Origin of the sequence: Rufibacter glacialis (genome assembly GCF_008271745.1) — a bacterium.
Classification (GTDB): domain Bacteria; phylum Bacteroidota; class Bacteroidia; order Cytophagales; family Hymenobacteraceae; genus Nibribacter; species Nibribacter glacialis.
This window is the reverse complement of sequence record NZ_VKKZ01000019.1, coordinates 499,231-518,130: the sequence shown is the minus strand read 5'-3', so window position 1 is coordinate 518,130 and position 18,900 is coordinate 499,231. Positions and strand designations below refer to the sequence as shown.

The following is an 18,900-nucleotide window of genomic DNA, read 5'->3' as shown; positions in this document are numbered from 1 at the left end:
TCTTTGCCGTCGTAAATCATACGGCCATTCTAGGTAGTTTGGGGCCTGTTTTTCTAAAAACAGGCCAAAATCGAAGTTCCTTCTTTGCTTCTTCCAATCCTGCCGTTCATTCCTTACATTTAGAGAACCAAACTCACCCATACAAACTACCCACCTCGTTTATGATAAAACAACTACCTACGTTTTTATGCCTTTCCATATTGGCGCTGGGGCAGGCGCAAGCTCAGACGCTGCCCATGAACCATTTCAACCAGATGAAAGCCCGCAGCATTGGCCCGGGGGTGATGAGTGGTAGGGTCACGGCCATTGACGCTGTGGTCAGCAACCCAGACATCATGTACGTAGGCGCGGCCTCGGGCGGTGTCTGGAAAAGCGAGAACGGCGGCACTACGTTCACGCCCGTCTTTGACGAACAGCCCAATATCAACATCGGGGCCATTGCCGTGCAGCAAAGCAACCCCAGCGTGGTGTGGGTAGGAACCGGCGAGGGCAATCCCCGCAACTCGGTGAACATGGGCAACGGCATCTACAAAAGCATAGACGGTGGTCGCACCTGGAAGCACCTGGGCCTGGACAAGAGCTTCAACATCCACCGCATCCTTATTGACCCTTCTAACCCAGATGTGGTCTACGCCGGGGTGATTGGCTTGCCTTTTGGCGAGCACCCAGAACGCGGCTTGTACAAAACGGTCAACGGAGGGAAGAGTTGGGAGCGCGTGCTGTTCACGAATGAGAAATCGGGCGTGGCCGAGATGGTCATGGACCCCAGCAACCCGAACAAACTGGTGGTGGCCATGTGGGAGCACAAGCGCACTGCCTGGGATTTCACCTCGGGCGGGCCGGGTTCCGGGCTGTACATCACCTATGACGGTGGCAAGACCTGGCGCAAGAAAGGCGCGGCTGATGGCTTGCCAGCCGGGAACTTAGGACGGTTAGGCTTGGCGCAGAGCCGCAGCATGCCCAGCCGCATCTACGCGTTGGTGGAGGCCACCAAGAACGGCTTGTACCGCTCAGACGACGGCGGCGAGAAATGGACTAAGGTGACCGAAGATCCTTCCATTGTGACCAACCGGGCCTTTTACTTCAATGAGATCTACGTAGACCCCAAGAACGAGAACCGCCTGTACATGCTCTACCAGCCCCTGTCGGTGAGCGAAGACGGTGGCAAGACCTTCCACGTGACCGCCTCCATGGACGCCGTGCACGCTGACCACCAGGCCCTCTGGATTCACCCCGAGAACCCCAACCTGATCCTGGACGGGAATGACGGCGGCCTGGCCATCAGCCGCGACCGGGGCAAAACCTGGAGTTTCCCAGAGGCTTTACCCTTTGGGCAGTTCTACCACATCAACGTAGACAATGAGGTACCCTACAACGTGTACGGTGGCCTGCAGGACAACGGCTCCTGGACCGGGCCGGCCTACACCTTCACCCGCGGCGGCCTCCGCAATTACTACTGGCAGACCGTACAGGGCGGTGACGGCTTTGACGTGGTGCCAGACCCCGAGGATGCCCGCTTTGGCTACGCCATGTCGCAGGGCGGAAACCTGGTGCGGTATGACAAAGAAACCGGCCGGTCTTACATTGCCAAGCCTACGTCCCCGGACTTGAAGACGAAGTTGCGCTTCAACTGGAACGCCGCCATTGCCCTGGATCCGTTCAATAAGAACGGGATCTTCTACGCCAGCCAGTACCTGCACCAATCCGCAGACGAAGGCCTCACCTGGCAGACCATCTCCCCAGACCTGACCCGCAACAACCCTGCCCAGCAGAAACAGCAGGAAAGCGGCGGCCTTAGCCTAGACATCACCTCCGCCGAAAACCACAACACCATTCTCACCATTGCGCCCAGTTCCCTGGAGAAAGGCGTGATCTGGGTAGGCACCGATGACGGACACGTGCAACTCACCCGCGACGGCGGCAAAAGCTGGACGAACCTGCGCGACCGCCTGCCCGGCCTCCCGGCCGAAGCCTGGATTCCGCAGATCACCGCCTCGCGCCACCGGGCCGGCGAGGCCTTTGTGGTGGCCAACCACTACCGCTTCGGGCAGGATTTCAGCCCGTACGTGTACCGCACCGTTGATTTTGGCAAAACCTGGACCAGGCTGGTAGACGGCAAGAAGGTACGGGGGTATGCCTTGTCATTCATTCAAGACCCAGCCCAGCCCAACCTGTTGTTCACCGGCACCGAGCATGGCCTTTGGGTGAGCATCAACGACGGCAAAGACTGGACCCAGTGGACTCAGGGATTACCTTCTGTGCCGGTCATGGACTTGGCTATTCAGGAACGGGAAGCTGACCTAGTGATCGGCACCTTCGGCCGCGCTGTGTATGTGCTGGACAACATCAGGCCGCTGCGCCAATTGGCGGCTACCGGCGGCAAAGCCTTGCAGAAACCGCTGGCAGTGTTTGAGCCCGCCGAAGCGTATCTAGCCAGCTACGCTTCGGCCCCAGGTTACGGCTCAGAGGCCGACAACCTCTACCAGGCGGCCAACAAACCCGCCGGAGCTACGGTCACCTATTATCTGAAACCGAAGGCCTCTACACCCACCCCGGCTCCCGCCAGAAAAGCAGTTCCTAAAAAGAAAATGCCGGCCACAGAACTCAACAAAGAGACCGGCGACAGAATGGCTACCTCTTTGCCCGCCCGTGACACAGCCGCCCTCTCTCCCGTAGCTCGCATAAAGGCAGATTCCCTCACCCTGCGGGTATTTGACGCGCAAAACAACCTGATCCGCACCCTGCGCCAACTCCCAGATTCAACCCTGGGCTTCCAGCGGATGTCCTGGAACCTGACCGAGCGCGGCATCCGCCAACCAGGCGGCAACCGGGGCCAACGAGGCGGAGGCGGCGGCGGTGAGCCAGCGGGCAATCCGGTGTTGCCAGGCACTTACAAACTGGTGATGCAGTACGCCGGCCACAAAGACTCTACGCTGGTGACGGTGAAGGCTGATCCTCGTTTCCCCTTCCAGAAAGAGAACATGATCGCGCGGCGCGCGCTTCAGGAGCGTTTAAACAAAAACACCCAGGAATTAACCGCTGTGTTAGACCGCCTGCAGGAAGCGTCAGATGCCACCGAGGCCATCAATTCCCAACTGAAATTAGCCAGCGGCAAAGAAAAAGCCGACCTACAGCGCAGCATCAAAGCCATGCAGGATTCCATCAAAACCTACCGTGAAATGATCCAGGGGCAACAACTCTCCCGCCAGGGCTACGGCCGTCTGAACCAACTCACGCCGCTCTCTAAACTGCAGGAAGCCCGCACGTATCTTTCCAGCCGCACGGAGCCTATCACGCAAACAGAGACGCAGCTGGTAGAACAAGCCGCCACCCTCACGCAGGGTGCTGTAACCAAAGTGAACAGCTTCTTCTCCACCTCCTGGGCCGGTTTCCGGCAGAAGGTGCAGTCTGCGGCACTGAGCGTGTTTAAAGACGAGAAAAGTAAGCCAGTGCTGTAGGCTGGTTTTTAGAAAAACAGGTCAAAAATCCCCGTTGTCACTTGGCAACGGGGATTTCTGTTTTTGGAAGGGTCTAGAAAACTGGTAGGCATTAGAATGTAGCGGCGTTACACTGTAACGCCGGGGCTCCATGAAACTAGAAGCCTCTACCAGAACGAACCGATATCCGTGGAAAAAAGATCCTTGCAAATAGAGGTTCAATTAGACGAGGCCTTTGTTGCTCCGTAGAACCACGGCGTTACAGTGTAACGCCGCTACGGTTGGTAGAACTTATCTTCCTGCCATTTGGTGGGGTTGGATAGAATGTACTGCTCTATATGCACCAGCTCGCGCTGATTTCTGATGATGCGGTCATGGTAGCGGGCTTGCCAACCAAAAGGCATTGTGCTCACGCCCCTGATCATTTTGGTACAAGCCGCCTTATAAGAACCTATAATCCTGGAGAGAGAACCTGCCTTCGGCGATAAATTCGCCATGGATTCGTTCTTACCATTATAAAGGCCCGTAGCGGCCTTACACTGTAACGCCGAATCTCCGTCGATCAAGGAAAGGGCCTTGGTTTTCAAATTATCTTCCCCCTCCAATCCAATTATCCCGTGCACATGGTTTGGCATGATGACAAATTCACCAAGAAAAACCCGAGGCCAATGCTGTTCTATCTCCAACCAATATTCATGGGCTATAGTCCCTTCATCAGATAGCTCCATTATTCCATTTTTCACCTCACCAAAAAATGGGCAACGGTCTTGGGTACAGATGGTAATGAAATAAAGCCCTTCCATCCGGTAATCATATCCCGTGAGGCGGCGGTTCTTTTTACTGAAGGCGTCATATCTTCCCATACTGGTTTTAACAGCTCCAATATCCTTAAACGAACACCGCTCCCGCTGGATTCTTCCTTTAGCCCATTTTCTTGAAACCACCTAATAAAGGCAAAATGTAGCGGCGTTACACCGTAACGCCGTGGCTCTACGCAGCAGAGTCGTTTTAAATGACGTTAAGGTGGTTGCCATTAGGAATCCATTATTGCTCCGGAAAACAGTCTGTTTTGGTGGAGACTTTTCTGTTTCATGGAACCACGGCGTTACAGTGTAACGCCGCTACACCTATCAAAACAAAAATCCCCACCAACCTTTAGAGGCAGTGGGGATTTTTAATATCCAAAAGCGGCCAATCTAGCTGGTCACCGTCTTGCGCTCAATCTCGCGGAGGTTTTCCATTTTCTTGTTACGCAGGAAACCGTTGATGTCCTCAAAATGCTCCTTGATGCGCTTATTCCCGAACTCAAACACTTTGGTTGCAAGCCCGTCCAGGAAGTCGCGGTCGTGGGATACTAAGATCAGCGTGCCGTCAAAGGCCTTGAGCGCATCTTTCAGGATGTCCTTGGTTTTGATGTCCAGGTGGTTCGTGGGCTCATCAAGAATGAGCAGGTTCACCGGTTGTAGGAGCAGCTTGATCATGGGCAGACGGGTCTTTTCGCCACCGGACAGCATCTTCACCTTCTTCTCCACGGTATCGCCACCGAACATGAAGGCGCCCAGAATGTCTTTGATGCGGGTGCGCATGTCGCCAACGGCAATCTGGTCAATGGTCTGGAACACGGTCAGGTCTTCGTCTAAGAGGGAAGCCTGGTTCTGCGCGAAGTAACCGATCATGGAGTTGTGGCCCAGTTGCAGTTTTCCTTCGTAGTCAATCTCGCCCATGATGGCTTTGATGAGCGTAGACTTCCCTTCGCCGTTCTTGCCCACAAAGGCTATCTTCTCGCCCCGCTCAATGGTCAAAGATGCATCTTTGAACACCGTGTGGTCGCCGTACTTTTTAGTGAGTTCCTCTACAATGACCGGGTAGTTGCCGGAGCGCGGGGCGGGCGGGAATTTGAGGTTCAGCGCCGAGGTGTCTACCTCATCTACCTGAATGATCTCAATCTTCTCCAGCATCTTCACCCGCGACTGCACCTGCAGCGTTTTAGAGTAAGTTCCCTTGAAACGGTCAATAAACGCCTGAATATCGGCAATCTCTTTCTGTTGGTCGTCAAACTGGCGCTGCTGCTGCTCGCGGCGTTCTTTGCGCAGCTGCAGGTATTGGCTGTAAGGCACCTTGTAGTCGTAGATACGGCCCATGGTCACCTCAATGGTGCGGTTGGTGATGTTGTCTACGAAGGCCTTGTCGTGCGAGATCACAATCACGGCCTTGGCGTTGTTCAGCAGGAAATCCTCCAGCCACTGCACTGATTCAATGTCCAGGTGGTTCGTGGGCTCATCCAGCAGAATCAGATCCGGTTTCTGCAACAGGATCTTGGCCAGCTCAATGCGCATCCGCCACCCACCCGAGAACTCGCTGGTGGAGCGGGTAAAGTCTGTCCGCAGGAAACCAAGGCCCAGGAGGGTTTTCTCCACCTCGGCGTCAAAGTTGATTTCCTCAATGGAGTAGTATTTCTCACTGAGCTCAGACACGTCCTCAATGAGCTTCATGTAGGCATCAGATTCATAGTCGGTGCGGGTTTCCAGCTGGGTGTTCAGTTCCTCCATCTGCCGTTTCATCTCCAGAATCTGCCCGAACGCCTTAGAAGCCTCCTCAAACACCGTACTCTCATCTTTTGTGAGCAGGTGCTGTGGCAGGTAGGCGATCACAGCATCCTTGGGCGCCGAGACCTTGCCTCTGGTGGGTTTGTTCACGCCCGCAATGATCTTGAGGAGGGTAGACTTTCCCGCCCCGTTCTTGCCCATGAGGGCGATCCGGTCGGTTTCATTGATGTTAAAGGTGATGTTACTGAAAAGAGCCGCGCCGTTGAATTCAACAGCGACCGAGTCAACTGATATCATGTTTTTTCTAAATAAGACCGCAAAGATACTAGGATTTCCCCGATTGCTTCGAATTCCAACCTCCTCAGCAGAAGGATTATTCAGGAACAAACCCTTGGCGAAACCAGCGCAACACCAGGGGCAGCAGATTGGCTCCCTTTTGGGCTTATTTTTATAAAACAAGCCCCAAAAGGGAATGGTCACAAACAAATGAAGGGCCCGCAGAAAGGCCGGTCTCCCAAAAAATACGTACCTTTTCAGAAAGAACTTTTCCTTTGACTTAAAACTCTCCCTTTCTCCTTGGCAGGGAATGGAATGGTTTTTGCCCCTGACACGCTATGAAAATCCCCTATCGCTATATTTTAAGAACATCGGCCAGTCTTCTGCTGGCAGGGTTATCGGTTTTCCCGGTGTTTGCGCAGGAAGACCCGGTGCCTTCGGTGGCGGCCTTTGACCCCGCTTACGTGAACTGGTACAACCTGGACCCCGTGCAAGACAAAGTACAGGGCACGGGCGTGAACCGCGCCTACAAAGAACTGCTGGGTAATAAAAAACCCAAGAAAACCATTGTGGTGGCCGTGATAGACAGCGGCATTGACATTTTCCATGAAGACCTCAAAGGGCGGATCTGGGTTAACAAGAAAGAAGTGGCGGGCAATGGCCAGGACGACGACCAGAATGGCTACGTAGACGACGTGCACGGCTGGGGCTTTTTAGGCAACGCCCAGGGCGAAAACATCCGGTATGAAACCTATGAGTACGTGCGCCTCTTGCGCAAGCTGGCCCCCGTGTACCAGCACGTGAATGCTATCTCTGAGGTTCCCCTGGCCCAGCAACCGGAGTACAAAACCTACCTGCGCAGCAAGCAGACCTATGAAAAGGAACTGGCCAAACACCAACAGACCAAAGAAACCCTGGCCGCCTTTGAACAGGTCCTGAACCAGGTGCAGGACGTATTGGCAGCGCACCTGAAAACCAAAGACTTCACCGTGCAGGACGTGCAGAAAATCTCCACTCCAGACGAGAACGTGATGAAGGCGCGGGCCTGGTACCTGGGCAGATTCAACCAGGGGCTTACGGTAGAAGCGTTCCAGAAATACAAGGAATATACAGACACCTTCCTGGAGAAACACCTGAACCTGGCCTTCAACCCGCGCACCGTGATTGCGGACAACCCAGAGGTAATTTCTGACACCAAATACGGCAACAACGATGTGGCGGGTCCCCGGCCTACCCATGGCACCCCCGTGTCTGGCCTCATTGCCGGCTTGCGCGGCAACAACCTGGGCATTGACGGCATCGCTGAGAACGTGCAGATCATGGCCCTGCGGGCGGTACCCGAAGGCGATGAATATGACAAAGACATCGCCCTGGCTATTCGATACGCGGTAGACAACGGCGCCCATATCATCAACATGAGTTTCGGGAAAGGTTTCTCGCCCCAGAAGGCGTTTGTAGACGAGGCCGTGAAGTATGCTGAGTCCAAGAATGTGCTGCTGGTGCACGCCGCCGGCAACGAGGCCTCCAACAATGACCAGGTGCCGCATTTCCCTACCCGGGTGCTGGGAGATGGCGCGCAGATCAGGAGCTGGATTGAGGTGGGTGCTACCTCCAGAACGCTGGGCAAAGACCTGGTGGCTCCTTTCTCCAACTACGGCAAACAGACGGTAGACCTCTTCGCCCCAGGCGTAGACATTGTGTCTTTGGCCCCGGGCAACAAATACGCCAAGATGGACGGCACCAGTTTCTCTACCCCGGTAGTAAGTGGAGTGGCGGCCTTGGTGTGGTCTTATTACCCAGAGCTGACCGCCTCAGAGTTAAAGGAGGTACTGCTGAAATCGGTGGTGGTGTACCCCAAAGAAACGGCTCTTTCACCAGCCTCTGAGACGGAAGCCCGAAAGAAGGTAAAGCTGTCTGACCTCTCGGTGACCGGGGGCTTCGTTAACGCTTATAATGCCCTGCTGTTAGCTGAAAAGCAGGTGAACCAGAAAAAAGCCAAGAGTTAAGCTCCGTCCAAGCTTTCCTTATCCCTCAACAGAAGGCGCTGCCTAGGTTTCGTGCCGGGCAGCGCCTTTTCTTATTCAGGGAGCCAAGCCTTCAGGAAAGGGCTTTACCTGAAGGCTTGGCGCCCGCCTTTTTTTTAGCCGCTGGCAATAGAACCCTAATTCCTATTTTAGGCCTTTTTCGGGAAAGGGAGGCCCTTTTTCATCTTACGTTGAGGGCTTGCCAAGCTGATCATCCTTTCTTGATTGAATTAAAATACAAGGAACTGCGTTAGACCATCCAGACCAATCCATCAAAATAGTACAGTTTTCTGCTTTACTTCTTATTTAGGTAAAATAGCAGTATAACACCTTATACTTCACCTTAGCCACCTTCACCTTAACCCAGCAAGCTAAACCAAGTTCTTACTAAAGTGATAGCATCAAGAAATAACCATTTTATTTCACAAAGAAGGAAAAGCTAATTAGGAAAGATGAAAAAAGAAGGATTATATTTGTTCATACCGCCTCTAACCCCTTTATTAAACAGCACTATTGCATGAAACGTCTACTCAAGAAAGCTATCAAACCCTTTATGCCTTCGTACCAGGTAGTGACCACGTCGTACCAAGTAATTCCAGGCAAACCCATCACCAAGCAGCTCTCTACCCATTCTTTTGAAAAAGGTGCCTCCAAAGAGGCCAAAGCCTTTTACGGGAAAGTGATTTCCTCTGACTTCACCAAAAAGCTGGCTCCGGTAGAGGTGCAGCTGCGCGTAGCGGGCATCACCATCAAGAAAGCCCAGTACGGCCCGTTCCAAAGCTTTGACAAGAAGAAGATCGCCTAACAACTTCTCTTGCGCCTTTAAGGCATAGCGTCTGTTTCAACCTAGCCTTACCCCAGGTGCTGCCGGTAAGGCTTGGCTTAAGGAGACTATTTTGCCCCTTGGTCTCAAAAAAGAGCCTGAAAACGCTGTGCGGTTTCAGGCTCTTTTGGTTTAAATAGGCTTTAAACGTGGTTTATCCTTCGCTGCGGCCGCTTTCCAGGGTCTTAGAGGCGGCCGGTGCCTGGGCCCCTGGGTTCAGATCCCAGTCGTTGTTGAGCAGGCCAATGGTGTGGTGGGCGGTCATATCAAACTGGCAGGGCACAACAGACACGTAGTTCTGGGCCAGGGCCGCTTCATCAGTGTCTTCGCCTTTGTCATAGTTCACAAAGTTGCCGGTAAGCCAGAAGTACACGCGGCCCCGGGGGTCCAGGCGCTCGTCAAACTCCTCTTCCCACTTAGCCACCGCTTGCCGGCAAACTTTTACCCCGGCAATGGGTTCGTTTGATTTCTTAGGGAAATTCACGTTCAGGGCCACACCTGCCGGAATGCCGTGCTCCAGCGCCTGCCGGGTGATCAGTTCCACGTACTCCTCCGTGTGGGAGAAATCTATGTCATGGCCGTAGTCGCAGAGCGAGAACCCGATGGCGGGTAAGCCTTCAATGGCCGCCTCTATGGCTGCCGACATGGTACCGGAATACAGCACGCTGATGCTGGAGTTGGAGCCATGGTTGATCCCGCTCACCACCAAGTCCGGCTTGCGGTCTTTCAGGATGTGGTGCTTGGCCAGTTTCACGCAGTCAGCGGGGGTTCCGGAGCACTCGTATGATTCCACTTCGGCAAAGACCAATGACCGGTCTAACCGGAGGGTGTTCCCGATGGTGATGGCATGCCCCATTCCTGATTGAGGACCATCTGGCGCCACTACCACTACCTCTCCTATCCGCTGCATCACCTTCACCAGGGTATGAATCCCCGGCGCAGTGATTCCGTCATCATTGGACACTAAAATCAAGGGCTTTTTCTTCATCGTGATCAATTTCTAAGTTCGGCGGCAATTTAGCTTGTATACGGCCCGCGGCCAAATTAGAAGCACCGCAACTTAGGCCAAACGCTTGCGTTAAGCCCCAGGAAACCGTACCTATGCCGTGCTAAAACCTTTATAGCCATGAAGAAATCCGCTTTCCTGTTTGGTGCCCTCCTGGCGCTGGCCGCCTGCAAGCAAGACACCGCTGCCGTGAAAGACAACACCGAGGTGCAATTGGAAGAAGCCGCTGAGGAGGTGGCCCCCGAGGCCACAGAAGCCCCGGCGCAAAGCCCTGATGGCCCCACCCCTGCCCCGGCAGAGCCCATGTCTGAAGAACCGCTGCCCGGTGCCCCCTCTACCGCTTCCACCCCGCCCTCCGCAGACAACCCGCTCTTTAACCTGACCTTGCAGAAGGGCCAGGCGGGCCGCGTGAAAATAGGGATGCCCATAGAAGAGCTGAAACAGGCCTACGGAACCCAGAAGCTCCAGGAAATAGACCATACCCTGGAGGGCACCACCACCAAAGCCTATGAAGTGCTTGGGGAGCGCCGCCGGCCAGACCTGCGCGTAGAACAGCAATGCAACGGCACCGCCTGCAAAGTATCGCGCATCACGGTCCTGAACCCCGCCTTTAAGAGCTCAGCCGGCGTGGGCATTGGGAGCACGTTTGGCGAGGTCAAAAACCATTTCAATATCACCCGGGTGGGTACCGGCGAGGGCATTTTTGTGGCCATCTCAGAGGTGGACAAGATCAGTTTCGTGCTGGATATGCGCCAAATACCTTCTACCCGCTGGGGCAGCCTGAAGGTGAAAGACATCCCTGCCACCACCCCCGTCACCAGCATCATGCTTTACTAACCTTTTTACAGGCGTTTCCGGAAATGAAGGCCGAAAACAGAAGAGGCGTGCCTTTGCACGGTACGCCGCTTCTTTTTGAACCTGCTGCGCGAACGGCTGCCCTCTTTTAAAGAAGTAAAGGGTGAAAAGCCATACAAAAAGAAGACAAACCAAAAGCTATCAGCAGGAAGAACCCCAGACGGGAAGGCTTGCGCCGTTCTTTCGTAATTTCCGTAAAGTGAAACATCACCTTCCAACTTTTTCAATACAACCATGAGCTTTCTCCGCAATCTGTATCCTCACCAGCACATAGGGCTGCTGATCCTCCGCCTGGGCATCGGGTTTATGTTCATTGTGCATGGTTGGCCCAAGATGACGGGCGGCATGGAAAAGTGGGAGCAGGTTGGCAGTGCCATGTCAGTGGTGGGCATTACCTCCGGGGCGGCGTTCTTTGGGTTTATGGCCGCATTCGCCGAGACGGTAGGCGGTTTGTTCCTGATGCTGGGCTTCCTTTTCAGGCCCATCACCCTGCTTCTGCTGGTCACTATGATCATGGCTGCCCTCCGGCACATGGTAGCCGGCGACGGCTTTGGCGGCTACTCGCACGCCTTGGAAGCAGCCATCCTTTTTCTCAGCCTCTACTTCATCGGCCCCGGCCGCTACAGCCTGGATGAAGGCATGTTCCGCGACAGGAAAAGGGACATGGCGTAACTCCTTGCCTTGTAAAGAAAGGTTCTTCAACACCGTTCCAAGGCTCTTTTTTGATAAACGATAAACAGCCTTGAAACAGTGAAAAAGCCAAGCTCTTCGGTTCCCGTTCCCGCTGCAGGGCAGCAAGGGAAACCACAGACTTCCCGGCATAGCTGGAGTCTGCATTTTTTTGGCGGTCACGCGTTTTCCGGCTCCCTTCAGTAAACCAGTCCTCAAACGGAAGCACGCCGTTCCTTCTCCCTCAGGGAAAAGGCTAGGATGAGGGGGAGTAGGTTCCTACCTGGAAAAGCCTTTGCCTTGAATGCCCGCAGCCCCTCACCCTAACCCTCTCCCCAGGGGAGAGGGAATTCCCGGTATCACGCTTTTTCCTTGAGCCCCTTCTTTGCTCAGAACCCTTTCTTTAGCTTTAACCACGGTTCATAGAAGCTAAGTTGAAGCCTTACGTCAGGGAAGCCAAGACCTCACAGGTTTTGAAAACCTGTGAGGTCTATTACAACCTGCTCACGCATTGCCCATTCCAGTCTTTCCCGAGCGCGCCTCGCTTTTGGCCCTAAATAAACCTCTTCTAAGAGGAACAGTCAGTTCAGGCCGAAAGGGCAGTGCGAGAGGGGAAGACGGGGCCTCACGGCCGTGAGCGCTTAGCGGCAGCTATGCAAAGAGCCGTACTTGCACCCATGAAAAAAGCGGACAACCCAAGGGAACAGCATACCGCATGCACAAAACTGTCCATCAACGAAAGAAACGGCAAGGAGAGGCAGACGCCCAATTGCGTAATCACACGCCATCCTTCGCGACTCATCCAGAGGAAAGGCCTTTTCATCTGCAAACGTGAGACAAGGCAATGCCTGGTCTCATCCACCCACCATTATTCCTTTACATTCCCCTCCAGAATAGCTAACATTACCGGCTCATTACAAGACCCACCACCATGTTCCTTCCCTTGCTCACCTTTCTGGGCGCGCTGCTTTCCGCTGGCCCGGCTACACCCGACTGGAAAACCCCTTACGAGAAAAGCAACCGCACCCAAACCGCCACCTACCAGGAGTGCATCTCCTATTACCAGCGGTTAGATGAAGCGTACCCTGAAATCAAAATGACGCCCATTGGCACCACCGATGCCGGGAAACCCTTGCATACCGTGGTGCTTTCCACCGACGGCGACTTTGACCCGGTTTCCCTCCACCGCAAAGGCAAGACGGTGCTGCTGGTGCAGAACGGCATCCATCCGGGCGAGCCCGAAGGCATTGACGCTACCATGATGCTGGCCCGCGACCTGATGCAGGATAAAAAGCTGAAGAAGCAGCTGGACCACGTGGTGCTGGTCATCATTCCCATTTACAACATAGGCGGCGCTTTGAACCGCAACAGCCATACCCGCACAAACCAGAATGGCCCTGTGAGCTACGGTTTCCGGGGCAATTCTAGAAATCTGGACCTGAACCGCGATTTCATCAAGGAAGACTCGAAAAATGCCCAGACTTTCGCCACCATTTTCCGCACCTGGGACCCTGAGGTGTTCGTGGACAACCACACCAGCAACGGCGCCGACTACCAATACACCATGACGCTCATTCCCACGCAGCACAACAAGCTGGGCGGGGCCTTGGGCACCCTTTTAAAGCAGCAGATGCTGCCGGCGCTGTACAAAGGCATGGAGAAACGCAAATGGCCCCTGGTGCCGTACGTGAACTCTCGCGGCGAGACCCCGGAGACTGGCATCTTCGGCTTCGCCGATTTACCGCGTTATGCGAGCGGCTACACCACCCTGTTCCAGACCCTGGGGTTCATTCCGGAGACGCACATGCTCAAGTCCTTTGACAAGCGGGTAGCTTCTACCTATGACCTCATGCTGGAGTTCCTGGACTATACCGCCAAAAACGGCAAGGCCATTCAGGAAGCCCGCCGGAAAGACCGCGCCGCCTTGCTCACCCAACAGGAGTTCGTGCTGAACTGGGCACCTGACACCACGCAGGTAGAAATCATTAAGTTCAAAGGCTACGAGGCCAAGTACAAACCCAGTGAGGTAAGCGGTCTGGAGCGCCTGTACTATGACCGCAACGCCCCCTTTACCCGCCCGGTGAAGTTCTTTGACACCTTCCGCCCTACCCTCACGGTCACGAAACCGGTGGCCTACCTGATCCCGCAAGCCTGGAGCCAGGTCATTGAACGCCTGCGGCAGAACCAGGTGGAACTGAAGCGCCTGACCAGAGACACTGTGCTCACCCCCGAGACCTACTACATCACCGACTACAAAACCGGTCAACGCCCTTATGAGGGGCACTACCTGCACACCGAGGTACAGGTGAAAAAAGTACAGCAGCCTATCCAGTACTTCGCCGGTGACTACGTGGTGTACCTGAACCAGGTGAGCAACCGCTTTCTGGTGGAAACCCTGGAACCGCAGGCCCCCGACTCTTATTTTGCCTGGAACTTCTTCGACTCCATTCTGGGGCAGAAAGAATACTTCTCTGCCTATGTATTTGAAGACCTGGCCGCCGAATACCTCCGGAAAGACCCTAAACTGAAAGCCGCCCTGGAAGAAGCCAAAGCCAAAGATCCGGCTCTGGCCAAAAGCGCACAGGCGCAACTGAACTTTGTGTACCGTCACACGCCCCATTATGAGAACACGCACCTGCGCTACCCGGTAGCCCGCTGGCAAGGAGGTGCGCTTCCGGTGCAATAGACATGGATTTAGGGGCTGTTTTCAATAAAACAGCCCCTAAATCCATGTGTGGTTCTTAACGCTTTTCCTAGGACTTGCTTTTTGCAGGCTTTACTGAAGTCAATAATGGCCTTTTTTAGGCGGTGGCAGGTGCTAGGCCTTGTTTTTGTGGGCTTTATCTCCAAGGGTTCAAGCCGCCGCTCGCTTCTCCGTAGCCTTTTCCCGTCAATTGCCCCAGTTACCTCTATTGCCAATTTTGCTTCAATTGCCTCTCCTCCTTCTGTCATCCTGAAAGGATCTTGTGGGCGAACGGTAAAGGCGCAAGAGCCAAGGCCTTTCTAGTTGGTCACAAGATCCTTTCAGGATGACAATTTGGGTGTGAAAACAAGTATGGGCAATGGACAAATAAGAATGATCTATTAAGGATGATGTAGCCAATCGAATCCATTATTCCGCTAAGTAAAAAAAGCCTTTTCCTGCTCCGGGAAAGGCTTTTTTTACTTAGCGGAAAATATTTCCTACCTGATACACACTTTATTACGAATTTTTCGTAGAATTACGAAGACATCGTAAATAAAGGACAACATGGAGAAACTAACCCAACAAGAGGAAGACGCCATGCAGGTCATCTGGGAAACCGGGGGCGGCTTCATCAAAGACTTTCTGGAGAAGCTACCGGAACCCAAGCCGCCTTACACCACCTTGGCGTCCACGGTGAAGAACCTGGAGAAGAAAGACTTTGTGCAGGCCGAACGCTTGGGAAATACTTACCGCTATTCTCCCCTCATCAAGGCTGCGGAATACAAGAAGAAATTCATGAAGGGGTTTGTGGGCGATTATTTCCAGAACTCCTACAAAGAGCTGGTGGCCTTCTTCGTGAAGGAGAAACAGCTGAGCCCCCAAGAGTTGAAAGAGATCATGGACATGATTGAAAACCAAAAGCCCGAATAAGATGCCAGCCCTCCTCCTGTATCTCCTCCAAGTCAACGTGGGCCTCACCCTCTTCTATGCCACCTACCAGTTGGTGTTACGGCAGACCACGTTTTACCGGCTCAACCGTCTTTTCCTGGTTTCAGGGCTGCTGCTCTCGGGTCTGTTGCCGCTCGTGGATTTGGCCTCTCTGCTGGAAGAGAAACAGCAGCTTTACCAGACCGTCCAGAACTTTGCTCCTTACTGGCAGATGCCTTTACCGGTAGCCCCGGCAGAACAAGGGTTTGATGTCTGGCTCATTCCGGTGGTGCTTTTCTGGCTGGGGGCGGGCGTGATGGTCTGCCGGTTCTTACTACAGATGGCCTCTTTGTACGCCATTCACCGGAAGGCGGATCGCGCCTCTTACCAGGGCATCAAGTACCGCGAGGTGCAGGCTAGGTTAGCGCCGTTCTCCTTCGGGAAGGCCATCTACTTCAACCCACGGCAGCACCCGCAGAAAGATTGGTTGCCTATCCTGCAGCATGAGCACACGCACGTACGGGAATGGCATACCCTGGACATCCTGCTCATAGAGATAACCACGCTTTTCAACTGGTTTAACCCGGCGGTGTGGCTGTTGCGCAAATCGTTGAAGCAGAACCTGGAGTTCCTCACCGATCAACGGACCCTGGAAGCCGGCATTGATCGGAAACAGTATCAATTTTCGCTGCTGCATACGGCCGGAGTTTCGCCCCTTTCCTTTACCACTTCTTTCAGTTTTCCATCTTTAAAACACCGAATCAAGATGATGAATAAAGCCCCTTCCGCCCAAGCCCAGAAAGTCCGTTTTCTGGCCGTATTGCCCCTGTTGTTTTCCGGTTTGATTGCCTGCCATGGCATTGCCGGCACCAGCTCCGAGTTAGGAGGAATCCTGCCGCAGGAGAATTCGCTTCAAACGGTGCCTACCCAGGACCACTATGAGGCCTTCCTGAAGCGGAATCCTGCGGTGAAAAGAATCACCTGGAGCGGCCAGGCCATTCAGGTGTACCTTAAATCCGGAGAAACGGAGCAATACGCCAGCACCCCAGAGGGAATAGCCCAAGCCGAGAAGAAATACGGCGCCCTGCCTGGCCCCCCTCCGCCCCCGCCCGTTCCTGCAGCGGCCCCCTTAGCCCCAGAAGCAGCTATGGCCCCACCCCCTCCGCCACCGCCTTTCAGAAAAGATTGGCCGAAGGAATTTCTGGAGCGCAACCCTAGCGTGAAAGGCTTCACCGGTTCAGAGGATACCTTCTATGTTCTCTTGAAAAACGGAGAAATAGAGACATTTGACCAATCCCCGGCGGGTGTAGCGGCTTTGGAGAAGAAATATGGCCCGCTGCCAGCACCGCCTCCGCCCGTCAGAGCCAAAGTGGGGGTTTCCACTAGCCAGGAGGAAAAGTTATTCCCGCCTGTCGTTAAAAAGAAGTTTTCGCCGCCTGTGATCAAAAGGCAGGAAGCGAAAAACCTACCACCAGACTACCAGGATTTCCTGAAACGGAACCCTACGGTGAACCACATCTACTGGACAGAGAACAGCTTCCACGTGGTCTTGAAATCAGGCACGAATGAGGTTTTCCCTAAGTCTGAGGCCGGTTACAAGGCGGCAGAGAAAAAATACGGGAAACTGCCGGCCTCCCCGCCCCCTCCGCCCATCCATGATCTGCCGCTGCCCCAACCGGCTCCCAAACCTAAAAACTAAAACAAAAGCCCTTGCCCCCAGGGGCTTTTGTTTTGGGGTATTTCCGCAAATCCGGGTGGTAAACGCCCCTAAACCAAACTACCAAGTTTCCTTTCGCTCGCTTTTCTGCCAATTCCTCCTAGCTTTGTAATCCACCACTTTCAAGCAAGACCAAATTGGCAGATATATTAGAGATTCAGGGCATCAGCAAACGCTACGGCGCGGTGCAGGCCCTGGACCAAGTGAGCCTCAACGTACCTCAGGGCAGCATTTATGGCCTGTTAGGTCCCAACGGCAGCGGAAAAACCACCACCTTGGGCATTGTCCTGGATGTGATCAACGCCAGCGCCGGCACGTTCCGGTGGTTTGGGCAGCCCCTTTCCAAAAGCACGAAACGCCGCATTGGGGCGCTGCTGGAGACCCCTAACTTTTACCCCTACCTTACCGGTGAAGAAAACCTGCGGCTCACGGCCGAGGTGAAAGGGGTAGCCCCTGCCCGCGTGGGCGAAGCATTGCAGACGGTGGGCTTAGGCAACCGCCGGGGAGACAAGTTCAAGGGCTATTCCCTGGGCATGAAGCAACGGCTGGCCATTGGTGCCGCTTTGCTGGGTGACCCCGAGGTGCTGGTCCTGGATGAACCCACCAACGGCTTAGACCCCGAGGGCATTGCCGAGGTGCGCCGGTTGATCCTCCACATTGCCTCACAGGGCAAAACCATCGTCTTGGCGAGCCATCTGCTGGATGAGGTAGAGAAAGTCTGCACCCACATGGCCGTGTTGCGCAACGGGAAACTCAAAGCCCAGGGACCGGTTTCTTCTATTCTGGCCACCAACGACCTGGTTTTCCTGAATGGAGGTGCTCCTTTAGAAACCCTGCTCCAGACGGCCCTTGCCCTGCCCTTTGTGGCGGAGGCCCGCTTAACAGACCAGCAAATACAGGTAACGCTGCAAAATGGCGTAGACAGTTCAGAACTCAACCGCGCCTTCTTCGCCCAGGGTATTGCCTTGGGGCAGTTGGTGGTGCGCAAGAAAAGCTTGGAAAGCCAGTTCCTGGAAATCATTAAAGCCGATCACGCATGACCTCCCTACTTCGCATAGAACTCCGTAAGTTACTGCCTTATTCCACGTTCTGGGTACTGCTGCTGTTGCAAGCCGCCCTGCTGTTCGTCTTCTTCTACGCCCGCGGCAACGTCATGGTCAACGGCCAGATGGCAGGTGCCGAGTTGTACCAGTTCCCCAAGCTCTGGATGCACCTGACGTATGTCTCCAGTTACCTGAACCTGATCCCGGGCATCCTGATCATCATCCTGGTTTCTGACGAATATACCTTCCGGACCCTGCGGCAACAGGTGATTGACGGGTACTCCAGGGCAGACGTGGTGCAGAGTAAGGCTTCTGTTATTCTGCTGTTGGCTTTATTGCTGGCGGGGTACGTTTTCCTGCTGGGGATGGGGTTTGGCCTCTACCACAGCAAAGAAGGCGCTGCCTCTATGTTCACGGAGGCCCAATACATTTTCTACTACCTGGTGCAGGTGATGGGATACATGGCGCTGGCCATGCTGGTGGCGTTTTGGGTCAGGAAAACCGGGTTGGCCATCATGGTCTTCCTGGCGTATACCCTGGTGCTGGAGCGGCTTATCCAATGGCAGACGCCAGATACCATAGACAAGTATTTCCCTATGAAAGCCCTGTCGGCCTTAACACCTAACCCCCACAGTGAGCTAGAGCAACTCATGCTGGGCATCACCGACTTTCTTACCCCTGGGCAGGCCTTGGTGCCGGCGGTGCTGTACATCGGCCTTTTCGGGTTTCTTTCTTATCAGCTGCTGCGGTCCAGGGACTTATAAAGTATGTTTTGGGGCCTTTTCCATAAATCAGGTCTAAAACTATCTTAGCCCGTAACAGAACGCCCCGCTAACTTACATTAGCGGGGCGTTCTGTTATAGGGGGGAAATGCAGGTGGGCAAACGTGGA

At 54.2% G+C, this 18,900-nt stretch carries 15 protein-coding genes; 10 read left to right on the top strand and 5 right to left on the bottom strand.

The annotated features are described in order from the left end of the window. Positions 1-161 precede the first annotated feature (161 nt). The gene (locus FOE74_RS06770; RefSeq protein WP_149097831.1) at positions 162-3,458 is read left to right on the top strand and encodes a VPS10 domain-containing protein; all 3,297 of its coding nucleotides are present in this window, start codon (positions 162-164) and stop codon (positions 3,456-3,458) included. Between the two features lie 254 nt (positions 3,459-3,712). Here the strand turns inward: FOE74_RS06770 and FOE74_RS06765 are convergent, their stop codons facing one another. Together FOE74_RS06765 and FOE74_RS06760 are read right to left on the bottom strand one after the other, a co-directional pair. Beyond that, positions 3,713-4,300 (bottom strand): transposase, encoded by a 588-nt coding sequence (locus FOE74_RS06765; RefSeq protein ID WP_149097830.1) that lies wholly within the window; start codon positions 4,298-4,300, stop codon positions 3,713-3,715. 333 nt (positions 4,301-4,633) lie between these two features. Then, complete coding sequence (locus FOE74_RS06760) at positions 4,634-6,280, bottom strand: ABC-F family ATP-binding cassette domain-containing protein (RefSeq protein WP_149097829.1); 1,647 nt, start codon at positions 6,278-6,280, stop codon at positions 4,634-4,636. 317 nt (positions 6,281-6,597) lie between these two features. Between FOE74_RS06760 and FOE74_RS06755 the strand changes: the two genes are divergently transcribed. Together FOE74_RS06755 and FOE74_RS06750 are read left to right on the top strand one after the other, a co-directional pair. Then, positions 6,598-8,265 (top strand): S8 family peptidase, encoded by a 1,668-nt coding sequence (locus tag FOE74_RS06755; RefSeq protein ID WP_149097828.1) that lies wholly within the window; start codon positions 6,598-6,600, stop codon positions 8,263-8,265. Positions 8,266-8,800: 535 nt separating this feature from the next. After that, positions 8,801-9,088: a hypothetical protein gene (locus tag FOE74_RS06750; RefSeq protein WP_149097827.1), complete on the top strand. Its 288-nt coding sequence runs from the start codon at positions 8,801-8,803 to the stop codon at positions 9,086-9,088. A 172-nt stretch (positions 9,089-9,260) separates the two neighbouring features. Here the strand turns inward: FOE74_RS06750 and surE are convergent, their stop codons facing one another. Further along, positions 9,261-10,094 (bottom strand): 5'/3'-nucleotidase SurE, encoded by an 834-nt coding sequence (surE, locus tag FOE74_RS06745; protein WP_149097826.1) that lies wholly within the window; start codon positions 10,092-10,094, stop codon positions 9,261-9,263. Positions 10,095-10,232: 138 nt separating this feature from the next. Between surE and FOE74_RS06740 the strand changes: the two genes are divergently transcribed. Further along, positions 10,233-10,949: a hypothetical protein gene (locus FOE74_RS06740; RefSeq protein ID WP_149097825.1), complete on the top strand. Its 717-nt coding sequence runs from the start codon at positions 10,233-10,235 to the stop codon at positions 10,947-10,949. A 5-nt stretch (positions 10,950-10,954) separates the two neighbouring features. Here FOE74_RS06740 and FOE74_RS06735 read toward each other — a convergent pair whose 3' ends face one another. Then, on the bottom strand, positions 10,955-11,203 hold the full coding sequence (locus FOE74_RS06735; RefSeq protein ID WP_149097824.1) for a hypothetical protein: 249 nt from the start codon (positions 11,201-11,203) through the stop codon (positions 10,955-10,957). Here FOE74_RS06735 and FOE74_RS06730 point away from each other — a divergent pair. Beyond that, positions 11,202-11,639: a DoxX family protein gene (locus tag FOE74_RS06730; protein ID WP_149097823.1), complete on the top strand. Its 438-nt coding sequence runs from the start codon at positions 11,202-11,204 to the stop codon at positions 11,637-11,639. The two genes, FOE74_RS06735 and FOE74_RS06730, sit on opposite strands and share 2 nt — an antisense overlap. Before the next feature lie 928 nt (positions 11,640-12,567). Continuing rightward, positions 12,568-14,322 carry a M14 family metallopeptidase gene (locus tag FOE74_RS06725; protein WP_149097822.1) on the top strand — a complete coding sequence of 585 codons (1,755 nt, stop codon included), beginning with the start codon at positions 12,568-12,570 and terminating at the stop codon, positions 14,320-14,322. An 8-nt stretch (positions 14,323-14,330) separates the two neighbouring features. On the opposite strand, the gene FOE74_RS06720 is transcribed toward FOE74_RS06725, so the two are convergent. Further along, positions 14,331-14,588 (bottom strand): hypothetical protein, encoded by a 258-nt coding sequence (locus FOE74_RS06720; RefSeq protein WP_149097821.1) that lies wholly within the window; start codon positions 14,586-14,588, stop codon positions 14,331-14,333. Positions 14,589-14,886: 298 nt separating this feature from the next. Between FOE74_RS06720 and FOE74_RS06715 the strand changes: the two genes are divergently transcribed. The 4 genes from FOE74_RS06715 (at position 14,887) to FOE74_RS06700 (ending at position 18,773) form a co-directional block, all read left to right on the top strand. Beyond that, positions 14,887-15,252, top strand: a complete 366-nt coding sequence (locus tag FOE74_RS06715) for a BlaI/MecI/CopY family transcriptional regulator (protein ID WP_149097820.1) — start codon at positions 14,887-14,889, stop codon at positions 15,250-15,252. A gap of 1 nt (position 15,253) precedes the next feature. Then, a complete protein-coding gene (locus FOE74_RS06710; RefSeq protein WP_149097819.1) occupies positions 15,254-16,948 on the top strand; it encodes a M56 family metallopeptidase in 1,695 nt (564 codons plus the stop codon). 155 nt (positions 16,949-17,103) lie between these two features. Then, positions 17,104-18,006, top strand: a complete 903-nt coding sequence (locus tag FOE74_RS06705; RefSeq protein ID WP_149097818.1) for an ABC transporter ATP-binding protein — start codon at positions 17,104-17,106, stop codon at positions 18,004-18,006. Then, on the top strand, positions 18,003-18,773 hold the full coding sequence (locus FOE74_RS06700; RefSeq protein ID WP_149097817.1) for an ABC transporter permease: 771 nt from the start codon (positions 18,003-18,005) through the stop codon (positions 18,771-18,773). Before FOE74_RS06705 ends, FOE74_RS06700 begins: the two co-directional genes overlap by 4 nt. Positions 18,774-18,900: the final 127 nt, after the last annotated feature.

What these genes read in the sequence shown, in the direction of transcription:
- FOE74_RS06770 (WP_149097831.1), top strand. Translation starts at nt 162, where the DNA reads ATGATAAAACAACTACCTACGTTTTTATGCCTTTCCATATTGGCGCTG.
- FOE74_RS06765 (WP_149097830.1), bottom strand. Translation starts at nt 4,300, where the DNA reads ATGGGAAGATATGACGCCTTCAGTAAAAAGAACCGCCGCCTCACGGGA.
- FOE74_RS06760 (WP_149097829.1), bottom strand. Translation starts at nt 6,280, where the DNA reads ATGATATCAGTTGACTCGGTCGCTGTTGAATTCAACGGCGCGGCTCTT.
- FOE74_RS06755 (WP_149097828.1), top strand. Translation starts at nt 6,598, where the DNA reads ATGAAAATCCCCTATCGCTATATTTTAAGAACATCGGCCAGTCTTCTG.
- FOE74_RS06750 (WP_149097827.1), top strand. Translation starts at nt 8,801, where the DNA reads ATGAAACGTCTACTCAAGAAAGCTATCAAACCCTTTATGCCTTCGTAC.
- surE (WP_149097826.1), bottom strand. Translation starts at nt 10,094, where the DNA reads ATGAAGAAAAAGCCCTTGATTTTAGTGTCCAATGATGACGGAATCACT.
- FOE74_RS06740 (WP_149097825.1), top strand. Translation starts at nt 10,233, where the DNA reads ATGAAGAAATCCGCTTTCCTGTTTGGTGCCCTCCTGGCGCTGGCCGCC.
- FOE74_RS06730 (WP_149097823.1), top strand. Translation starts at nt 11,202, where the DNA reads ATGAGCTTTCTCCGCAATCTGTATCCTCACCAGCACATAGGGCTGCTG.
- FOE74_RS06735 (WP_149097824.1), bottom strand. Translation starts at nt 11,203, where the DNA reads ATGGTTGTATTGAAAAAGTTGGAAGGTGATGTTTCACTTTACGGAAAT.
- FOE74_RS06725 (WP_149097822.1), top strand. Translation starts at nt 12,568, where the DNA reads ATGTTCCTTCCCTTGCTCACCTTTCTGGGCGCGCTGCTTTCCGCTGGC.
- FOE74_RS06720 (WP_149097821.1), bottom strand. Translation starts at nt 14,588, where the DNA reads ATGACAGAAGGAGGAGAGGCAATTGAAGCAAAATTGGCAATAGAGGTA.
- FOE74_RS06715 (WP_149097820.1), top strand. Translation starts at nt 14,887, where the DNA reads ATGGAGAAACTAACCCAACAAGAGGAAGACGCCATGCAGGTCATCTGG.
- FOE74_RS06710 (WP_149097819.1), top strand. Translation starts at nt 15,254, where the DNA reads ATGCCAGCCCTCCTCCTGTATCTCCTCCAAGTCAACGTGGGCCTCACC.
- FOE74_RS06700 (WP_149097817.1), top strand. Translation starts at nt 18,003, where the DNA reads ATGACCTCCCTACTTCGCATAGAACTCCGTAAGTTACTGCCTTATTCC.